At 49.1% G+C, this 18,382-nt stretch carries 15 protein-coding genes; 14 read left to right on the top strand and 1 reads right to left on the bottom strand.

Annotated features, from left to right (window positions below; all coding sequences use genetic code 11):
- Nucleotides 1-6 precede the first annotated feature (6 nt).
- From J2Z28_RS03655 to J2Z28_RS03620, 8 genes are all read left to right on the top strand, one after another.
- Nucleotides 7-918, top strand: coding sequence for a carbohydrate ABC transporter permease (locus J2Z28_RS03655; protein WP_047842211.1), 912 nt, complete (start codon nucleotides 7-9; stop codon nucleotides 916-918).
- Between the two features lie 2 nt (nucleotides 919-920).
- On the top strand, nucleotides 921-1,784 hold the full coding sequence (locus tag J2Z28_RS03650; protein WP_017689719.1) for a carbohydrate ABC transporter permease: 864 nt from the start codon (nucleotides 921-923) through the stop codon (nucleotides 1,782-1,784).
- A gap of 11 nt (nucleotides 1,785-1,795) precedes the next feature.
- Nucleotides 1,796-3,262: an NHL repeat-containing protein gene (locus J2Z28_RS03645; RefSeq protein ID WP_211081210.1), complete on the top strand. Its 1,467-nt coding sequence runs from the start codon at nucleotides 1,796-1,798 to the stop codon at nucleotides 3,260-3,262.
- The gene (locus J2Z28_RS03640; RefSeq protein ID WP_133384080.1) at nucleotides 3,243-3,863 is read left to right on the top strand and encodes a YIP1 family protein; all 621 of its coding nucleotides are present in this window, start codon (nucleotides 3,243-3,245) and stop codon (nucleotides 3,861-3,863) included. The genes J2Z28_RS03645 and J2Z28_RS03640 overlap by 20 nt, the downstream gene beginning before the upstream one ends.
- 14 nt (nucleotides 3,864-3,877) lie before the next feature.
- Nucleotides 3,878-6,463, top strand: a complete 2,586-nt coding sequence (locus tag J2Z28_RS03635) for a DUF5696 domain-containing protein (RefSeq protein WP_211081209.1) — start codon at nucleotides 3,878-3,880, stop codon at nucleotides 6,461-6,463.
- A complete protein-coding gene (locus J2Z28_RS03630; protein WP_211081208.1) occupies nucleotides 6,460-7,359 on the top strand; it encodes a carbohydrate ABC transporter permease in 900 nt (299 codons plus the stop codon). The genes J2Z28_RS03635 and J2Z28_RS03630 overlap by 4 nt, the downstream gene beginning before the upstream one ends.
- A gap of 28 nt (nucleotides 7,360-7,387) precedes the next feature.
- Nucleotides 7,388-8,398, top strand: a complete 1,011-nt coding sequence (locus tag J2Z28_RS03625) for a carbohydrate ABC transporter permease (RefSeq protein WP_017689714.1) — start codon at nucleotides 7,388-7,390, stop codon at nucleotides 8,396-8,398.
- 130 nt (nucleotides 8,399-8,528) lie between these two features.
- The gene (locus J2Z28_RS03620) at nucleotides 8,529-9,491 is read left to right on the top strand and encodes a glycosyl hydrolase (RefSeq protein WP_211081207.1); all 963 of its coding nucleotides are present in this window, start codon (nucleotides 8,529-8,531) and stop codon (nucleotides 9,489-9,491) included.
- 147 nt (nucleotides 9,492-9,638) lie between these two features.
- Here J2Z28_RS03620 and J2Z28_RS03615 read toward each other — a convergent pair whose 3' ends face one another.
- The gene (locus tag J2Z28_RS03615; RefSeq protein WP_211081206.1) at nucleotides 9,639-9,905 is read right to left on the bottom strand and encodes a SunI/YnzG family protein; all 267 of its coding nucleotides are present in this window, start codon (nucleotides 9,903-9,905) and stop codon (nucleotides 9,639-9,641) included.
- 232 nt (nucleotides 9,906-10,137) lie between these two features.
- Between J2Z28_RS03615 and J2Z28_RS03610 the strand changes: the two genes are divergently transcribed.
- From J2Z28_RS03610 to J2Z28_RS03585, 6 genes are all read left to right on the top strand, one after another.
- Complete coding sequence (locus tag J2Z28_RS03610; protein ID WP_211081205.1) at nucleotides 10,138-10,674, top strand: hypothetical protein; 537 nt, start codon at nucleotides 10,138-10,140, stop codon at nucleotides 10,672-10,674.
- Between the two features lie 205 nt (nucleotides 10,675-10,879).
- Nucleotides 10,880-12,457 carry an extracellular solute-binding protein gene (locus tag J2Z28_RS03605; RefSeq protein ID WP_244988076.1) on the top strand — a complete coding sequence of 526 codons (1,578 nt, stop codon included), beginning with the start codon at nucleotides 10,880-10,882 and terminating at the stop codon, nucleotides 12,455-12,457.
- 45 nt (nucleotides 12,458-12,502) lie between these two features.
- Nucleotides 12,503-13,450 carry an ABC transporter permease gene (locus J2Z28_RS03600; RefSeq protein ID WP_211081351.1) on the top strand — a complete coding sequence of 316 codons (948 nt, stop codon included), beginning with the start codon at nucleotides 12,503-12,505 and terminating at the stop codon, nucleotides 13,448-13,450.
- Nucleotides 13,451-13,510: 60 nt separating this feature from the next.
- Nucleotides 13,511-14,383, top strand: a complete 873-nt coding sequence (locus J2Z28_RS03595; RefSeq protein WP_415841428.1) for a carbohydrate ABC transporter permease — start codon at nucleotides 13,511-13,513, stop codon at nucleotides 14,381-14,383.
- 43 nt (nucleotides 14,384-14,426) lie between these two features.
- Nucleotides 14,427-16,781, top strand: coding sequence for a helix-turn-helix domain-containing protein (locus J2Z28_RS03590; RefSeq protein WP_211081202.1), 2,355 nt, complete (start codon nucleotides 14,427-14,429; stop codon nucleotides 16,779-16,781).
- A 42-nt stretch (nucleotides 16,782-16,823) separates the two neighbouring features.
- Nucleotides 16,824-18,341, top strand: a complete 1,518-nt coding sequence (locus J2Z28_RS03585) for a sulfatase family protein (protein ID WP_211081201.1) — start codon at nucleotides 16,824-16,826, stop codon at nucleotides 18,339-18,341.
- The last annotated feature ends 41 nt before the right edge of the window (nucleotides 18,342-18,382 follow it).

The raw sequence follows: 18,382 nt of genomic DNA, 5'->3' as shown, positions 1-18,382 counted from the left end.
TCAAGGATGGGCATGAAATCGTGGTGGAGCTGGAAGCTCCAGGAAATGAAGGCCAGCAAACATTCCTATGTTCTGCTTGCACCTTATATGCTCCTGTTCCTCATGTTTACCGTGATTCCAGTTGTCATCTCGATCATACTCAGCTTCACCTACTTTAACATGCTGGAATTTCCGCGTTTTATTGGCTGGCAGAACTATACTCGCTTGTTTCTGGAGGATGATGTATTCCTGATTGCGATCAAGAATACGTTGCTGTTCGCTATCATTACCGGACCGATCAGTTATATTGCCTGTTTTGTCTTCGCGTGGATCATTAATGAGTTAACACCGAAATGGAGAGCGTTCATGACGCTGATCTTCTATGCGCCCTCCATCTCGGGCAATGTGTATTTTATCTGGCTGATGATCTTCTCGGGAGATCGTTATGGTATTGCCAATGGGCTGTTGATCAAATGGGGTTTTCTCCTGGAGCCGATCCAATGGCTGAAGACGGAAGCCTACATTATGCCCATCCTCATTCTCGTGCAGCTATGGCTGAGTCTCGGAACCGGATTTCTGGCGTTTATCGCTGGTTTGCAGACGGTGGACCGGACATTGTACGAAGCGGGAGCGGTGGATGGGATCAAGAATCGCTGGCAGGAACTATGGTATATTACCTTGCCTTCGATGCGTCCACAGTTGATGTTCGGCGCAGTCATTCAGCTCACAACCTCGTTTGCCGTGGCCGATGTGTCAATCGCACTGGCCGGGTTCCCGAGTGTGAACTATGCAGCAGAGACGGTGGTCACCCACTTGATCGACTTTGGTACAACACGGTTTGAGATGGGCTACGCATCGGCGATTGCCACCGTGCTGTTCATGATTATGGTGGGCACCAACTTGCTGGTACAGAAACTGCTTCGAAGGGTGGGAGAATAGCTATGGCTGCAATTGCGACAGGCAAAAAGCGGGTAAATCGCTCGCTATCGGGAAGCCTCTCCCTGTTTGCCCTTCTGCTCGTATTTGGTGCCTTCATGGTGCTGCCGTTGATCTATGCGATCAACAATGCATTCAAACCATTGGATGAGATTTTCACCTTTCCACCAACGCTGTTTGTCAAAAATCCCACGTTCAGCAACTTTACAGATCTGCTGAATCTGCTGAGTGACTCGTGGGTGCCTTTCTCACGTTATATATTCAACACTGTATTTATTACAGGCATCGGTATCGTAGGCCATGTACTGCTAGCTTCCGCAGCGGCGTACCCACTTGCCAAACACAAGTTTCCGGGCAAAGTATTCATGTTCCAAGTGGTCGTACTGTCACTGATGTTCACACCTGCGGTGACGGCCATTCCGAACTATATGATCATGTCATGGCTCGGATGGATCGACACGTACTGGGCCGTCATTATTCCGGCATTTGCCTATTCACTCGGGTTGTATCTGATGAAACAGTTCATGGAGCAGATCCCGGATGCGCTGCTGGAAGCGGCCAAGATTGATGGTGCCAGTGAATACCGGATTTTCTGGTCCATCGTCATGCCCAATGTGAAACCAGCCTGGCTTACATTGATCATTCTGCTGTTCCAGATGTTATGGGGCAGTGATGGCAATGGATATATCTACAGCGAACAACTCAAGACTCTGCATTATGCAGCAGGTCAGATTATTCAGGGCGGAATATCCCGGGCAGGAGCGGGTGCTGCGGTAGCACTGATTTTGATGAGTGTGCCGATCACGTTATTTATTTTCTCTCAGAGCCGAATCATTGAGACGATGGCGAGCTCGGGCATGAAGGATTAAGGGGGAACGATATGGCACGCACAGTGAAAAGATGGCTTGTTCTCCTGGCGGCAGTATCTCTGCTGCTGGTGAATGCCGTGCCTGCGGCGGCCTCCCCGGCGCCGTATGAGAGTTATAACTACAACTACTGGAAAGAGGCTGTTCCTTCACCAGATGCCTATCTGCCCGAGCGTACGATATCAGGCCGTGATCTCGGCATTAGTGAGTTCAAAGACCCCGGTGATGTGAATGTTTCACCTTCCGGGTTGATCTATATTTTGGATAGTGGCAACAGCCGAATTGTTGTATTGGACCCAGACTTTAAGCTGCTGCGCGTCATTGATGGATTCATGATGGATGGTAGCAAGGAGACCTTTAACCTTCCGGGCGGATTATTCGTGGATGAGCAAGAACGCATATACGTCGCCGATACGGGCAACGGTCGTGTGGTTGTCCTGGATGGAGAGGGGACGCTGATTCAAACCATCACGAAGCCCGAGTCGGATATCCTATCGACCCAATTCCAGTTTCAGCCCTTGAAGCTGACGGTTGACCATGTAGGCCGAGTGTACGTTGTGGCGCAAGGGGTCTACGAAGGTATCATGCAGTTTGACGAGAGTGGGAAATTTATCGGATACGTTGGTACGAACAAAGTGGAGCGGGACTACGGCGAATATATCTGGCGCATGTTATCCACCAAAGCCCAGCGTGCACAGATGGTCCTGTTTGTCCCGACGGAGTTCTCCAATGCGGATATCGACCACAAAGGATTTGTGTATGCAACGAATATTGATCCCGGCTCGAATGAACCGATCAAGCGGCTTAACCCGTCTGGTGAAGATGTACTGAAACGGTTTGGTTATTACGATGTCAAAGGCGATATCCGGTTCCGCAACAATCCGGGTCCATCCAAACTGATCGATGTGAAAGTGCTGGGCGACGGCATGTACAGTGTATTGGATGCGACACAGAACCGGGTGTTCACGTACGACGATGAAGGTCATCTGCTCTACATATACGGTGGCAAAGGAAATCAGGTGGGCACGCTCAAAACACCTGTCGCGATTGAACAATCGGGTGAGCATCACTTGGTTCTGGATCGGGGCAAGAACAACCTTGTCGTTTATGCGCCAACCCGTTTTGGTGCCCGTGTGAATGAAGCGGTGGTACTCCACTATCGGGGCGAGGACACGGAGGCCGTGAATATATGGAGAGAAGTGCTGAAGCTGAATGCCAACTATGACATCGCTTATATCGGTATCGGCAAGTCCTTATTAATGGAGAAGAAAAACGAGGAAGCGCTAGGTTACTTCGAACTTGGAATGGACCGCAAGAGTTATTCTGTCGCGTTCAAGAGGCATCGGCGGGAGATGATGAAGGAACATTTTGGTACATTCCTGACCGCTGCGATCGCGCTGATTGTCATTCTGATCCTGACCCGGGTGACGGTTAAATGGAGACGGAGGAGGCAGGTTGATCGTGAAGCAGGATTTCATTAAGTTTCCGCTGCATCTCATTTTTCACCCCATTGATGCATTCTGGGACCTCAAGTCGGATAACCGGGGACGGTTGCTTGTTGCTTTTGCAGCATTGGCGCTTACTATTGTCATGATGATTTTGCAAAAGCAGTACGCAGGATTTCTCGTTAATTACATCGATCCTCGTACGATTAACAGTATCATCGAGATCGCCACGGTTGCCGTACCTTTCTTTCTATGGTGCATGGCCAACTGGGCAGTAACAACTTTGATGGAAGGGGAAGGCAAGTTCAGGGAAATCGTCCTGGCGACAGGTTACTCGCTCATTCCGGTTATTCTGATCTATGCCCCAATGATCGTGATCAGCCGTTTTATGGTGCAGGAGGAGACTGCTTTTTATTATCTGTTCAATAGTATCGCGTTTTTCTGGTTTGTACTGCTTCTGTTCATTGGCATGATGACGGTACACCAGTACACAGTGATTAGAACGATCATTACGATGGTGCTGACACTCATTGTGATGGGCATTATTGTATTCCTTGGAGCACTGGTCTTTAGCATGCTGCAACAGCTGTACGAATTCGGTTATAACATTTACCGCGAGTTGATTTTTCGGACCTAAAGGAGGCGGCATCCGTGAACAAAAGGCAACGATTATATACGGTGCTGGCTGGTAGTGCAGCTGTGATCATGATTGCAGCCGGGCTGCTGTATATAAACAACAGGGGAGTTCCTGCCGTAGAAGCCGCGGCTTATCTGGATACGACAACCAAAGCCATGCCCGTCACGGAGGACCCGTTGCAGTTCCTTAGAGACTCCTCGCAGGGTGTGCCTGGTATGAAACTGGTCGCCGAAGATCAGAGACTCGCCCTGTACTATAACGAGGAGACCACGGAAATTGCAGTACGTGACGGGAAAAGTGGAGAGATCTGGTATAGCAACCCGAAAGAACGGGCTGAGGACGGTCTTGCTTCCGCGTATGAAAAAGAAGTGCTCTCCTCCCAGCTGAATGTGTCTTTCCGGGATGCGATGGGCACACTGGAGAACTTTCCGAATTTCAGTTCCAGTATCAGCAACAAACAATTCACTGTGGGGCAGATCGATCAAGGGATTCGGGTCAACTATACACTTGGTGATACATCACTTGGTATTGATGCGCTGCCTAAACTGATTAGCAAACAGCGTCTGGAGGAGAAAGTGCTCTCCAAGCTGGAGACTACTGTCGCTAGATACACGTCTGCCCGTTATTATCCAACCAAGAACAATCCGGATATTCTGGAGCGGCTGGATGGACAGATCTCGAAGCAACTTGTTCTGAACAAGATGCTGGGTGCCTTTGAGACGGCGGGGTATACGGCGGACGATCTGGCTTTTGACAATCAGGAGAACGGGGTTGAAGGCGGAGGTGTGTCGGATAAGCCCAGCTTTGTCATTTCAGTGGAATACCGACTGGAGAAGGGAGCGCTTGTTGTGACCGTTCCTCTGAGTCAGATAGAGGAAAGTGGGCAATACCGCATTCGGAATATTGATTTGCTCGCTTACTTTGGTGCTGCGGATACAAAGGGTGAGGGCTACATGCTCGTACCTGACGGTTCAGGCAGCCTGATCCACCTGAACAACGGAAAAACCCAGGAAGAGCAGTATGTACAGCGTGTATATGGCGCAGACCCAAATGATAATTCGCTCAGTCGTCCTCAGGTTAGTGAATCCGCGTATATGCCTGTGTTTGGTCTGAAGAACGGGGAAAATGCCTGGTTTGCAGTCATTGAAAAAGGGGATGGCATTGCCAGTATCTCCGCGGATATTGGAGGCAGACAGAATAGCTACAACCATGTACACGCGACCTTCTCCCTGCGAGGGGAGGATGAACTGGAGATGTACACCTCGCAGAAAATGCAGGAGATCCAGCTGCTTAGCGATGAGCCTTTCCGTGGAGATATTCAGGTTCGCTATCATTTCCTTCATGGAGAAGACGCCAGTTACTCGGGTATGGCACGCCTGTATCAGCAGCAGTTGATAGAGCAGGATGTACTGAAGCCGCTCGCAGAACAGACGGAGTTGCCGTTTTATGTGGATGTGCTTGGTGCAGTGGACAAAAAGGCTTCGTTCCTGAGTGTGCCCTATCGGACCACCTTAGCCATGACGACGTACGAACAGGCCACCGAAATGGCGGCGAAGTTACAGCAGGAAGGTGTGAACCGCGTACAAATGCGGTATCAGGGATGGTTTGGCGGTGGCATCAGCCATCATACGCCAACCCGGGTGAAGTTGGACAGTAAAGTAGGTAGTCGTTCCGAGCTACAAGCGTTGTCCGCTAAGCTGGAGCAGTCGGGTGGAGCTCTGTTCCCGGATGTGGCTTTCCAGCACATGTATCACGATGATATGAGCTTTGCTCCTTCCTCGGATGCGGCTCGGTTTGTAACGAAGGAGACAGCGGAACTGTATCCATACAATCCTGCACTTAATCGCATGGATCAGAGTAGGGACAGCTATTATTTGCTCTCAGCGGCCAAGCTTCCTTATGTGGTGAGTGAGTTTGCTGACAAATTCAATCAACTGGACCTTGGTGGATTATCCCTTCGTGATCTTGGGCAGGTCCTGACTTCAGATTATCGGGATAGTCGGGTGATTCATCGGGAGATGGCGAAGAACATTGTGAAGGAGCAGCTGGGCAAGCTGGAACAGTCCTATCCGAACCTGATGATATCTGCTGCAAATAGCTACGCTTGGGGAAGTGCGCAACATGTTGTAAATGTGCCCGCAGGATCGAGTCGGTTCAATATTACCGATGAAGAAGTTCCTTTTTATGCGATGGTCATTCATGGATACATGAACTATGCGGCATCTCCGATGAACACGTCGGGGGATCAGGATCTCCGCAAACAGTTGCTACGCAGTCTGGAGCTTGGGGCGGCTCCGTATTTTCAATGGACCTATGAACCATCATCCAGGCTGAAACTAACGAATTATGATTCGGCATATGCAACCGAGTATGGCTATTGGGTGGATGACGCTGTTGCCTTGTATAAGCAGGCCAATGAAGTGCTGGGAGATCTGGAGAATGAGCAGATTCTCAAGCATGAACGCATTCAGGATGGCGTGGTCCGGATCACCTATACTGGCGGTACATCCATCCTTGTGAATTACAATGCGGATGCAGTAACCGTGGATGGAACAACAGTTGGCGGGACGGACTATGTGGTGGGAGGAGTGAACCGATGAGAACCATTCGATTATCGCTGAAGTCACGGAGAGCGCTGCTTGGACTTGCATTTATTTCCCCGTGGCTGCTCGGTTTCATCTTCCTCTTTGCCACGCCGCTCCTGCAATCGATTCGATTCAGTCTGAGTAATCTGTCCGTTGCTCCGGGCGGGTACGTTCTGGAATACGTTGGATTTAAAAATTTCAAGGATGCGCTTCTGGTTGACGCGACGTTCAACCGGATTCTGGTCGACTCGGTTGGAGCGATGCTACTGAACGTGCCGATGATTCTGTTCTTCAGTTTGTTTACGGCGACATTGCTCAACCAGAAGTTCAGAGGCAGAACGATGGCACGTGCGATCTTTTTCCTGCCGGTTATTCTGGCTTCCAGTGCAGTCGCAGCAGCTGAGTCTGCGGGATTAATCAATCTGATGGGAGATGCGAGTGCGGTCGATGCATCTGCCGATGGCGGGGCTTCGTTCAACGTGGTATCCATTGTGCGTATGCTGGCCGATGTGGGATTGCCGATGGCCTATGTGGATTACATTGTAGAAGCCATCATGCGGATCTATGAGATTATTAGCAGCTCTGGCGTTCAGATTCTGATCTTCCTCGCCGCGCTGCAATCGGTGCCGGGATCCATGTACGAGGTTGCGAAGATCGAAGGGGCGACAGCTTATGAATCATTCTGGAAAATTACATTTCCCATGGTCAGTCCGTTGATTCTGACAAATGTCATCTATACGATCATTGATTCATTTGCCGGGAGTCCAGTCACACAGGCCATCTACCAAACCGCATTCAAAACGCAGAACTTTGGCTTAAGCTCGGCGATGTCCTGGCTGTATACACTGGTGATTGGTCTTGTATTGATCATAGTAGGCTGGGTGTTGTCACGGCGGGTTCACTACAACTGACGGTTAACATTAAGGGAGGCTTCAGATTATGGCTGCATCAGGGACAGATCGCATGGTGGTAGTTCCGAAGCAGAATTATCACATGCATCGGGTGCGAAACAAAACATCGGACCTTCTCTATTCCATATTCAGATATGCACTGGTCATCGGCATTTCATTTATTATTTTGTACCCGTTATTTCTCAAAGTGTCAGTTGCGTTCAAGGATAAACAGGATATTTACAATCCAACGATTTATATGATTCCTCAGCATTTTACGCTGGATAATATCCGGCTAGCGGCGCAAGTGTTGGATTACCTGCCTCTGTTGGCGAACACGTTATTGTTCGTTACCATCACGACGCTTCTGACAGCGATATCCTGTGCACTTGCCGGATACGGCTTCGCCCGGTTTTCGTTTCCGGGTAGCAATGTGCTCTTTTTGCTGGTGATTCTGACAATTCTGGTGCCGACAAGTACGCTCATGGTGCCGATGTATCTGCATTTCCGCAGCTTTGACTTTATGGGCATCATTCAGTTGTTCTCGGGAAAGAATGGCATCAATTTGCTGAATACGTATTGGCCTTCCATGATTACGGCGGCTACAGCGGGAGGACTGAAGGCGGGGTTGTTCATCTATATCTTCCGTCAGTTCTTCAAGGGCATGCCAAAGGAAATCGAGGAGGCCGCACTGATTGACGGCGCAGGTGGATTCAAAACGTTTGCTCGAATCATGCTGCCCAATGCAATCTCGCCGCTGATTACGGTCATTTTGTTCTCGTTTGTATGGCAGTATAACGATACCTTTTATTCGGCATTATTCATGAGTGAAAGTCCACTGATCTCGCTGAAAGTGGCTTCCTTACCTGCTCAGGCGAACCAGTTGATTCCGCAGCTGATGGGCTTTGGCTCGAACTCGGGCATCAAGGCCGATCCAAACTATGTGGCGATGATTGTGGATACAGGCATTTTGCTGGCGATTGCACCGCTGATTATTCTGTATCTGTTTGTGCAAAGGTATTTCGTTGAGAGTATTGAGCGCTCTGGGGTTGTAGGTTAAGCAGGTTGTTATCAGGGGTGCAGTGCATTTGTGATCTGATGATGTGATCCTGTGTTGTTGTTGTTGTTGTTGTTGTTGTTGTTGTTGTTTGAAGCGATAAACATGATAAACCTAATTGGAGGTGTTAGCGATGACGGTTCGTACGATCAACAGTGCTCCGGTGAATGAAGCAGCGACATCCGAAGCGAGAGAACTAATGGCGTTCCTGGTCGAGCGTTATGGGAAAGGGATGTTGTCAGGTCAGCAGGACTACAGCTATCTGAACTGGATTAATGAAAATACAGGCCGGAAGCCAGCTGTGATTGGCTTTGATCTCATGGAATATTCGCCATCAAGAACAGAGCGCGGTGCGGTCTCTCAGGAGATTCGGGATGCGATAGACTGGCACCGACAAGGTGGGATCGTGACACTATGCTGGCACTGGAACGCACCGACGGATCTGATCGATGAACCGGGCAAAGAGTGGTGGCGGGGTTTTTATACGGATGCGACCACCTATGATCTGGCTTCAGCGCTGGCACATCCTGAGTCGGAAGAGTACAGACTATTGATCCGGGATATCGATGTTATTGCTGAACATTTACAGGAGCTGAAGGATGTTGGTGTGCCTGTATTATTCCGACCACTTCATGAAGCGGAGGGTGGCTGGTTCTGGTGGGGAGCGAAAGGCCCTGAACCTGCCATACAGTTATATCGTTTGTTGTATGATCGATTAGTTCACGAGCACGAGCTGCACAATCTCATCTGGGTCTGGAACTCGGAAAAACCGGAATGGTATCCAGGGGATGATGTCGTAGATATTGTGAGTGTAGATGTATACCTGGAAGCAGGAGATCACAGCCCGCTGGCAGCACGTTACGCCAACCTGCGAGAACTTGTGAAGGACAACAAAATCATTGCACTCGCCGAGAACGGCTCCATCCCTGACCCTAAGCAAATGAAGGAACAGGATGTACACTGGAGTTGGTTCTGTACTTGGACAGGTGGATTCCTGAGAGACGGAACGCATAATGATGTGGCATTTTTGAAGAGAGTGTATAACAGCGAAGAGGTTATTACGCTGGACCGGTTACCGAAGTGGAGCTGGTTATAAGCATCTCGCTTCCAACATGTATTGGAATCAGAGAAGCGTTAGTATTCGCTGTAAGAATTCATGCGAATACTAACGCTTCATTTGTTGGTAGCGCACATATGTTAATGGAACGCCTCATCCCTGAAACATGAGAAGTTGAACAACAATCTAGTTTGACGGGTGAAGCATAGCTTGGATATTGGTATGTAAAGTCACGCTGGAAGTGAATAAAATGTACGATCGATTAACCGTTCGAATCAGAATCCTCTCGCTTGTGCCATTGACTGGACCGATCCGAATGGCGGATGGTTCGCTGCCACCGTACGTATCATCCAGGGTGACCGATGTGATATGTGCGATGGGAATTTCGATTTTGGAGAACTGCCAGCGGATGACCAGCTGATCTTCTATTTTTTTCACGTTAACACCAAACATAATACAACCTCCTTTTTAAGCCCTCTGAAGATAAATACTTTTTATTAGTCTACCACTTATTGGTTAATATTTCCTTAATAATAGTGGATTTCCCCCGTTGTAATTGAAGTGCCCAAGGGAAACTTTATCCACCGGTAATATTTGCTACAGATATTTCCATATATGTTGGCATGATGTACACTATGACTAACGAATATGGATACGGAGCGATTGGTTGGAGGTGGAGATTCGTATGGCGGATTTGAACGCGTATCATTATTTTGAAAAAAGTCTTGGTCCTTTCCGAAATCTCTCCAGCCTGTCTCATGAAGAAGCGGAAACAGTTACCCAACAAATCCGTGATCAAGGGCGGAATTTTGCCAGTCAGCGATCAGCGGATTATATGACCATCCGCAGAGCACTTGAACATAAAGCGTACGAGCAGTTTAAAGGCAAAGGCGGAACCCCCACTAATCCATATCCCCACTATATGACCCTTGGTGCATGTGAATGGCTGTCATCCTGGTATACCGAACCGGATCAAGTGATCATTCCGTGGGAAGATCTGTCTGCCGAAGTTGTGAGCTTCACGTATGGAGACCTCTTTCCAACAATGCGATATATGGATGATAAACCTTACCGTAAGCAGATATACACCAAAGACGAAATTCTGGAAATTATTCAGGCCTATGGTTGGCCTCAAGAATGGAACTGTCAAGGCAATCAAGGCCCGGAACGATATATTGAAGTACAAGTGTGGGACGAGCGCATTATCAGACCTTATCGTTGAAGCGAAGGGGTTTAAGGTGCATTTTCTAACGTTTCTAACTGGTGCAAAAAAGTGCAATTGCAGGAAATACGGGTGTTCGTTATAGTGAGTGAAAGCTTTGACCGGTCAGGAAGAATCTTCTTCAAGAGCCTGTCAAAGCCCCTTTTTTAATTGTTAATCCGATTAAGACTATAGGTTTAAGAGACTAAGGAGGATGGGAAAGCCTATGCAAAAAGTGGGGAAACGCAACACCCGTAATCTGGCCTGGATCATATCGGTTGTCATGGTCATGTCCGTGGTGCTTAGTGCATGCGGAAATAAAGAAGAAGGACAGGTAAGTGGCAGCGGCGGCAATGCCGACGATCCGTTGGAAGTCAGCATTATGACCATCACGCCGAGTGCCGTCCCCGCTGCTGATGATAATGTAATCAAACGCGCCATTGAAGAAGCGACTAACTCCAAAATGAATATCCAGTGGGTCTCCAACAATATCTACGGTGACAAGCTCAATCTGACCCTGGCTTCCGGGGATATACCTGATCTGATCATGATTAATGATCCATTTGGAAGTACCTTCACCAAGATGGTCAAACAAGGTGCTTTTTGGGATATCACCCCTTATATCAAGGACTATTCGAACCTCAGCGGAGGCATTCCCGATATAGCTTGGGATACGACCAAGGCAGCAGACGGCAACAATTATGGTATCCCGCGGCCTCGCCCGGTCACCGGGGATTCTTTTTTCATCATCCGCAAGGATTGGCTTGACCGATTGAATTTGCAGGTGCCGGAGACCACGGATGAGTTGTTCAACGTGATGGAGGTTTTTGTGGAGCAGGACCCTGATGGTAACGGAACCAAAGATACCACCGCACTTGCTGCTTATATCAGTCCGGATGATCTCGGTTGGGGAGGTAATCTGGGCCCCGTTCTCGGTGCCATTGAGAATTCCTTTATCGGAACCAATAGCAGTTGGAAATGGGATGAGTCTCAGGGGAAGCTGGTCTACAGGGAGCTGTTACCTGAGGTGAAAGAATCCCTTCAATATCTAACCAAAGCCTATAGCAGGGGCATGATGCCGGAAGATCTGCTTTCGCTCAAGCTGACGCAGGCCAGGGAACTGTTCAAGCGCAATCAGGCGGGTATTATCGTGGACAAGACAGGTACGATGCGCAAAATCTATGCCGATGACCTGAAGAAGGTCGATCCTTCTTTTAAATATACGGATTTCTATCCTTTGACCAATCTGAATGGATATAATCCGAAAGGTTCGGGATACAACGGTATTCTGGCGATCCCTGCCAGTGTGCCGGAAGAGAAGATGAAACGAATTCTCCAACTCGTCGATACCTGGATGAATCCGGAAGTATTTGAAATTCAGCAGTTCGGAATTGAAGGTACGCATTATGAAGTGGTCGATGGCAAAAAGGTAGCAAGTAGTGAAAAATTGACGGCGGATAACGCGTCGGATTTCAATCATATCGTTAACGTCATTGACCTGCCTTGGGATACCACGGGTGAAACGGATGAAGAGACACAGGCCAATGAACTGTTCAAAAAAGTGGAGGCAGAGCGAGACAAAACGAGCGTGGCGGATCTGGCCGCTGGCCTTCAATCGGAGACCGGGCAGAAAGTGCTGCCTGAACTTAACAAGAAAATCCAGGATCTGAAAGCAAAGATTATTCTGGGCCGGGAGCCAATTGAAGCTTGGGATGCCTTTGTGGAAACCTTGCGGAATGATCCGAATTTCCAGGCCATGAGTGATGAGATGACCGAAGCCTACAAGAAGAGAAATGGACAGTGAATCTGAGGGAAGGAGCTGCAAACCATGAGCACCCATGAGCAACGAATGAGTACGGTTAAGGGGAAGCAGACTTCAACCAAAAAGAAAGGGTTAAACTTGCTGTCTGCACTTCGGCGTGACCGGTCGTTATATGTGCTTGCACTGCCAGGCATATTGTTCTTCCTCGTTTTCAAATACATCCCGATGTGGGGCATTATCATTGCGTTTCAGGATTACTCGCCCTTTCGGGGGATTCAGGGCAGTGAGTGGGTTGGTTTGCAGCACTTTACAGCACTATTTGATAATCCGGACTTTGCCTTGTTGTTCCGAAATACGCTGGCGATCAGCCTGCTCAATCTGATATTGTTCTTTCCTTTTCCGATCCTGATCTCCCTGGGACTCAATGAACTGCGAAGTGTGGCGTATAAGAGACTGATTCAAACGATTATCTACATGCCGCATTTCCTCTCCTGGGTAATCATTGCAGGGTTAACGCTGCTGTTGTTCGCCAAAGGAACGGGATTGATTAATGAGTTATTCGCTTTATGGGGATGGCCCCGCGTGGATATATTGACGAACCCGGACAGCTTCTGGATCATGGTCACCTTGCAAGCGATGTGGAAGGAAGCTGGTTGGGGCACGATTGTGTTCCTGGCTGCCATGGCGAGTGTGGATACTCAGCTGTATGAGGCGGCACGAATGGATGGAGCGGGACGATTGCGCCAGATCTGGCACATTACGCTACCTGCCATCCGCAGTGTCATCATCGTGCTTTTGATTTTAAGATTGGGAGACATTATGGAGGTGGGGTTTGAGCAAATCTTCCTCATGTACAATGGCGCTGTATCTGAAGTGGCCGAAGTGTTCGACACCTATGTATACCGTACAGGGATCGAGCAGGGCGACTTCAGCTACAGTACAGCGGTTGGGCTGTTCAAATCCGTGATTGGCCTGGTGCTGGTCGTTGTCGCAAATCGTGTGGTTAAGCGCATGGGTCAGGAAGGCGTCTACTAGTTCATTACGGTACCTACCCATACCCGGGCCAGCCATTAATCAATGGAGAGGAGGTTTCGAATGCATCGCATGAAATGGAGTGAGCGGATTGGACAGTCCCTGAATGTGGTTACGCTTGGACTATTGGCTGTGGTTATGTTTTTCCCGCTATATTATGTTTTCGTCGTTTCATTCACGGACCCCGGAGAATATTTGCAAAAGAAAATCGTACTCTTCCCGGAACGCTGGTCTGTTGAAGCCTATACGTATTTGTTATCCACGCCTGCCTTTGCACGCTCGCTTGGGAACAGTGCATTTCTGGCAACCGTCGGTACGGTGTGCAGCCTGGCTGTATCATCCTCTCTGGCTTATGCGCTGTCCCAGAAGCGATTCCAATTCAGAAAAATACTGATGTTCCTGATTGTACTAACCATCTTGTTTAGCCCGGGCATCATTCCAAATTACCTGCTGGTGCGGGAACTGGGGCTGATCAATAATATCTGGGCACTGATCCTACCTGCGCTTGCCAATGGCTGGACGGTGTTGCTGATGAAAAATTTCTTCGACAGCCTGCCCGCAGAGATCAGCGAAGCAGCGTCCATTGATGGCTGTAGTGCTATCCGAACCTGGTACACGATTGTGTTGCCCTTATCGATGCCTGCGCTTGCTGCCTTTGGATTGTTTTTTGCCGTAGGGTACTGGAATCAATTCTTCGCGGCACTGTTATACCTGAATGATTCTGCCAAATGGCCCATCCAAGTATTACTGCAAAACATGTTGCTGAACGCATCCAATATCGATCTGGTTGCGCCTGGACAGCAGGTGGAGACACCGCCGACAGAAATGTTGAAGATGGCCGCGATCGTTGTAGCCATATTGCCAGTACTGGTGGTGTATCCGTTTATACAAAAGCATTTTGCCAAAGGAGCACTGATCGGCTCGGTCAAAGGATGAATCTGCATTCAGGCGGGTATTCCCGGGAAGGAGGTCCATACAGATGATATTCAAGCGCACAGCAGACCCATTACCCAAAGGGCGTTATTTCAGGCGTAGCCTGATGATGATTCTGTTTATCGCCTGCATTCCGGGAGTCATTACAGGGGTGCTGCTGTATGGCTGGGTCACCGTCAAAATGGAAAAGATTTTGCAGCAAACCCATCTGCATCAGTTTGAACAACGTACCGTGTGGGTTGGCGATCAATTGGATGCGCTTGAATTGACCTTCTCGCAGTGGGCATTCGATCCGGTTTTCGATAACCGTCTGAAAGAGCTCGATTTTGTATTCAAGTATAAACAGGTGCATGAACTGTACCGATTGCTGCTGATGATTCAGAATTCCAATACATTGATCGGCAAAGTTCAATTGTATCTGGGGGAACCCCGGGCCGTGAAGATGGATTCTGAACGGTATGATTTTATCAAAGACGCTGGGGAGATCGAGAAGTATGAACGGTTGACTCACCAGCCCCAGGCCACATATTGGTCACGCTCCATGGAGGGTACATCCATGATGATGGTGAATCGACTTCCGGGTGGAAGCGACGATGCACTGGGGGCACTAACGATTACGCTGGATAACAAGCAACTGGGTAACATGTTACAGACCTTGTCTCCGTATAATGGCGGGACGACATTCCTGCTGGATGAGCAGGGCAAGCCCATGCTTCCACAAGACCAGGCGCTTGGTGGATTACAGCATACTGTCCGTGAACATCTGTTGAACCTGGAAGGGAATCTGTCTTCATTTCTAATGGAATATGAAGGACTGACCTACTCGGTTCAATCGGGCACCTTCCGCAGATTGGGTACCGATTGGACTTATGTGTCTGCGGTTCCCCTCAATGAAATTGTAGCTCCGATTGTGTCTGTACCCCGAATCGTTCTTCTCATCAACGGATCTGGACTCTTGCTGGCTCTGATCCTGTCGTGGGTCGGTTCGCTCCAGCTCTATAAACCGTTTACGAAATTACTGCGAATATTTACCACAGCTTCTGTCCGCCCAAATGGGTCTGTACAACTGGATGAAATCAAGCATATTGAACAGCGTTGGATTGGCGTTAATCTGGAGAGAGAATCGTTGCAGCAACGGTTGGAAGAGCAACTTCCACTCGCCCGGGAGAGCTTGTTGATTCAGCTCACGCTGGGTCATCTGTTACTGTCATCCGACCATGAATGGAAGCAACGTCTGGCACAGCTGGGCTGGGTCCTTCGGGATGAGTGGTTTATCATCCTGCTTGCTCACATGCGTCCGAGTGCAGTTCTTCTATATGGGACTAAGGAGCAAAATCGGAGTGAATCTCAGGAGTGGATCAGTTTTGCCGCAACCGACATTCTGAACAGGCAGTTGGAGGAACTTCCTTACCGGGCCGAAACGATCAATTACCATGATATGTCCATTGCGCTGTTGCTCGCTGTCCCTCCAGAGATCCAGCCAGAGACGCCTGAATTCAGAGAAGAATTATCTCGGATGGCCCAGCATTGGCTGGAAGCCGTGCATTCGGAATGGAACGTTCGTATGACAGTCTCGATCAGTAAACTCACATCAGATGCCTCCCATATCCCTCAGCTGGTCAGAGAATCGAGGGCTGTGTTGAGGAAAAGACAGTTCTCTCCCAATGTGACCATCATTGATATGAATGAGGAGGCAGAGCAGGATGTGAATGAACATGGAGTATATCCGCTTGAGCTGGAGCAGGCCATCATCTCGGCATTACGTAGTGGTAAACAGGACTCTGCCCTGGAACAGTTCAGCATATTTATTGGCACGTATGCCCGATCTGAAGCACCTGAGAAGCATGTACGTCAGGCTTTATTCCAACTGCTGGCACGCATACAACATACCCTTTTGCAATTAGGGGAAGATCCGGTCGAACTGTTTGGGGTAGGGATGTATGAAGAGGTGCTGCAACTGCATGATCTGGATGAACTGTTCCTGTGGTTCAGGGAACGGATTGTGCACGTATGTGTAGAGGAATTCACAGGCAAGGAAGAGAAACAGATACAGATGGCGGTTCATCAGATGAAGGAACATGCGCAGCAGCAGTATGCAGAAGCATTATCGCTGGATGAATTGGCAGATCTTCACGGGATTCATTCTTACACATTAAGCCGGGCATTCAAGCAGTCATTCGGGCAAAATTTTGTGGACTATTTGACTGAGGTGAGGCTCCATCGGGCCAAAGAGCTGCTTGAATCAACAGACGTCAAGATCAGTGAAATTGCGGAGCAGGTGGGCTATCAGCCCAGTTACTTCAATCGTTTGTTCAAGAAAAGTGAGGGAACGACGCCAAGTCGTTACCGGGAAGACATTCACAAGCATACCGGGCACAATCGGGGTAACCGCTCCGTTTAAATCACGCCTTAGTTTTCAACCCAAAGGAGAGTGAGATGTGACGTGTCACAGGACAAGCCAAATATTATTTTTCTCATGACAGATCAGCAACGATGGGACTGTATTGGAACGTTCAATGAACATATTCATACACCGAATCTCGATAAACTTGCAGCCGAGGGAATCACTTTCCACGATGCGGTCTGCCAATCGCCAATGTGTGCGCCAAGCCGAAGCTCCATGATGATGGGATATTATCCGTCACAGCTTGGGGTCCGAACGAATTATGGCGGTTTGTTCGAGGAAGATAAGCTTCCTTCTGAACCTTTGCCGGAGTTAATGCACCGCGCAGGGTATCAGACAGCCGGATTTGGGAAAACGCATTGGAACCATAGTGATGGCGTAGATGAGCCTTCCACGCGAGGGTTCGAAGTAAGATCCATCGGACTTTCCCGTCATAGTGGTCATTATGAACAGGGAGCGACAATGATGGGTGACTCCCATCCCGAAGCGTTGGAAGCCTATCATCAGGAGACGAAGGATTTTGGCGGCGGTGAGGAAAATGTCAATGGTTATACAGGGCTTACGAGTCAGATTCCGATGAATCACCATCGGGATGGCTGGGTAGCCGAGCAGGCGCTGCAATTTTTGGATGAAGGGGTAGATCCGGAGCGACCGTTATTTTTTTATCTGTCTTTCCTGAAGCCGCATGCCGGGTTCAATGTACCGAAAGCATTCGAAGACTTGTATAGGCTGGAAGATATCCCGGATATCCCGCAACCGCCGTGGGAGGATGAGATGCAGACTCACCTGGCAGCTTCCGATGAACTGAATTCGAATAGTCGACAGTCGTACCTCGACAAGAAGAAGGTATGGGACCAGCGCAGTTTGGAGGAGCGAAGGAGGACTACGCTTAGATACTGGGCGAATTGCTCCTGGCTCGATCATTATTTTGGACTCGTTTTGGAGAAGTTGGAGAACCAGAAGAGGCTGGAGCACGCGCTGATTGTATTTGTCTCGGATCATGGAGAGATGCTGGGGGAACGACAGTTTCGCTTCACCAAATATAATCTGTATGACAGCAGCGTGAGGGTGCCGCTCATCTTGTCTGGTACCCACATTCAGGAGCAGAAGCGGGGAACGATTGACCGGGGGCCTGCGGAATTGGTGGATCTGGTACCGACATTGACACGTGCAGCTGGACTTGAAGCGAATCCGATGCTCCCTGGTGTCGATCTGCTGGGCGATCTCCGGCATCGCGGAACGTTCTGTGAATTTCATGGGAAGGGGGTAACCGCACCTCATTCCGCTCCAGCCTATATGTGGCGGACTGCGGAGTGGAAGCTCATTCTGTACCTGGAAGGCTCTGTCGCGGAGTCTGCATCAAGAGTGCATGAAACGAAGGGTGAATTGTATCACCTGACGGTTGACCCTTATGAGTGGACGAACCTGTATGATGAGGAGCAGCATGCTGTAATTCGGGAGCAATTAAAGACCGAACTGCTGATGCATCTGGCTGTCAGTTGGGCGAAAGGCCCCTTTTTCTATGATCGTGGAGGAACCAAGCCGTTAGAGTGGTAGATAGAACATGTTGACCGGGTATCCGGAGGCAAAGTAGTTAT

This window comes from Paenibacillus xylanexedens (assembly GCF_017874615.1).
GTDB classification, from domain to species: domain Bacteria; phylum Bacillota; class Bacilli; order Paenibacillales; family Paenibacillaceae; genus Paenibacillus; species Paenibacillus xylanexedens.
Note: the sequence above shows the minus strand (reverse complement) of the source record. Positions and strands in the feature narration are given on the sequence as shown.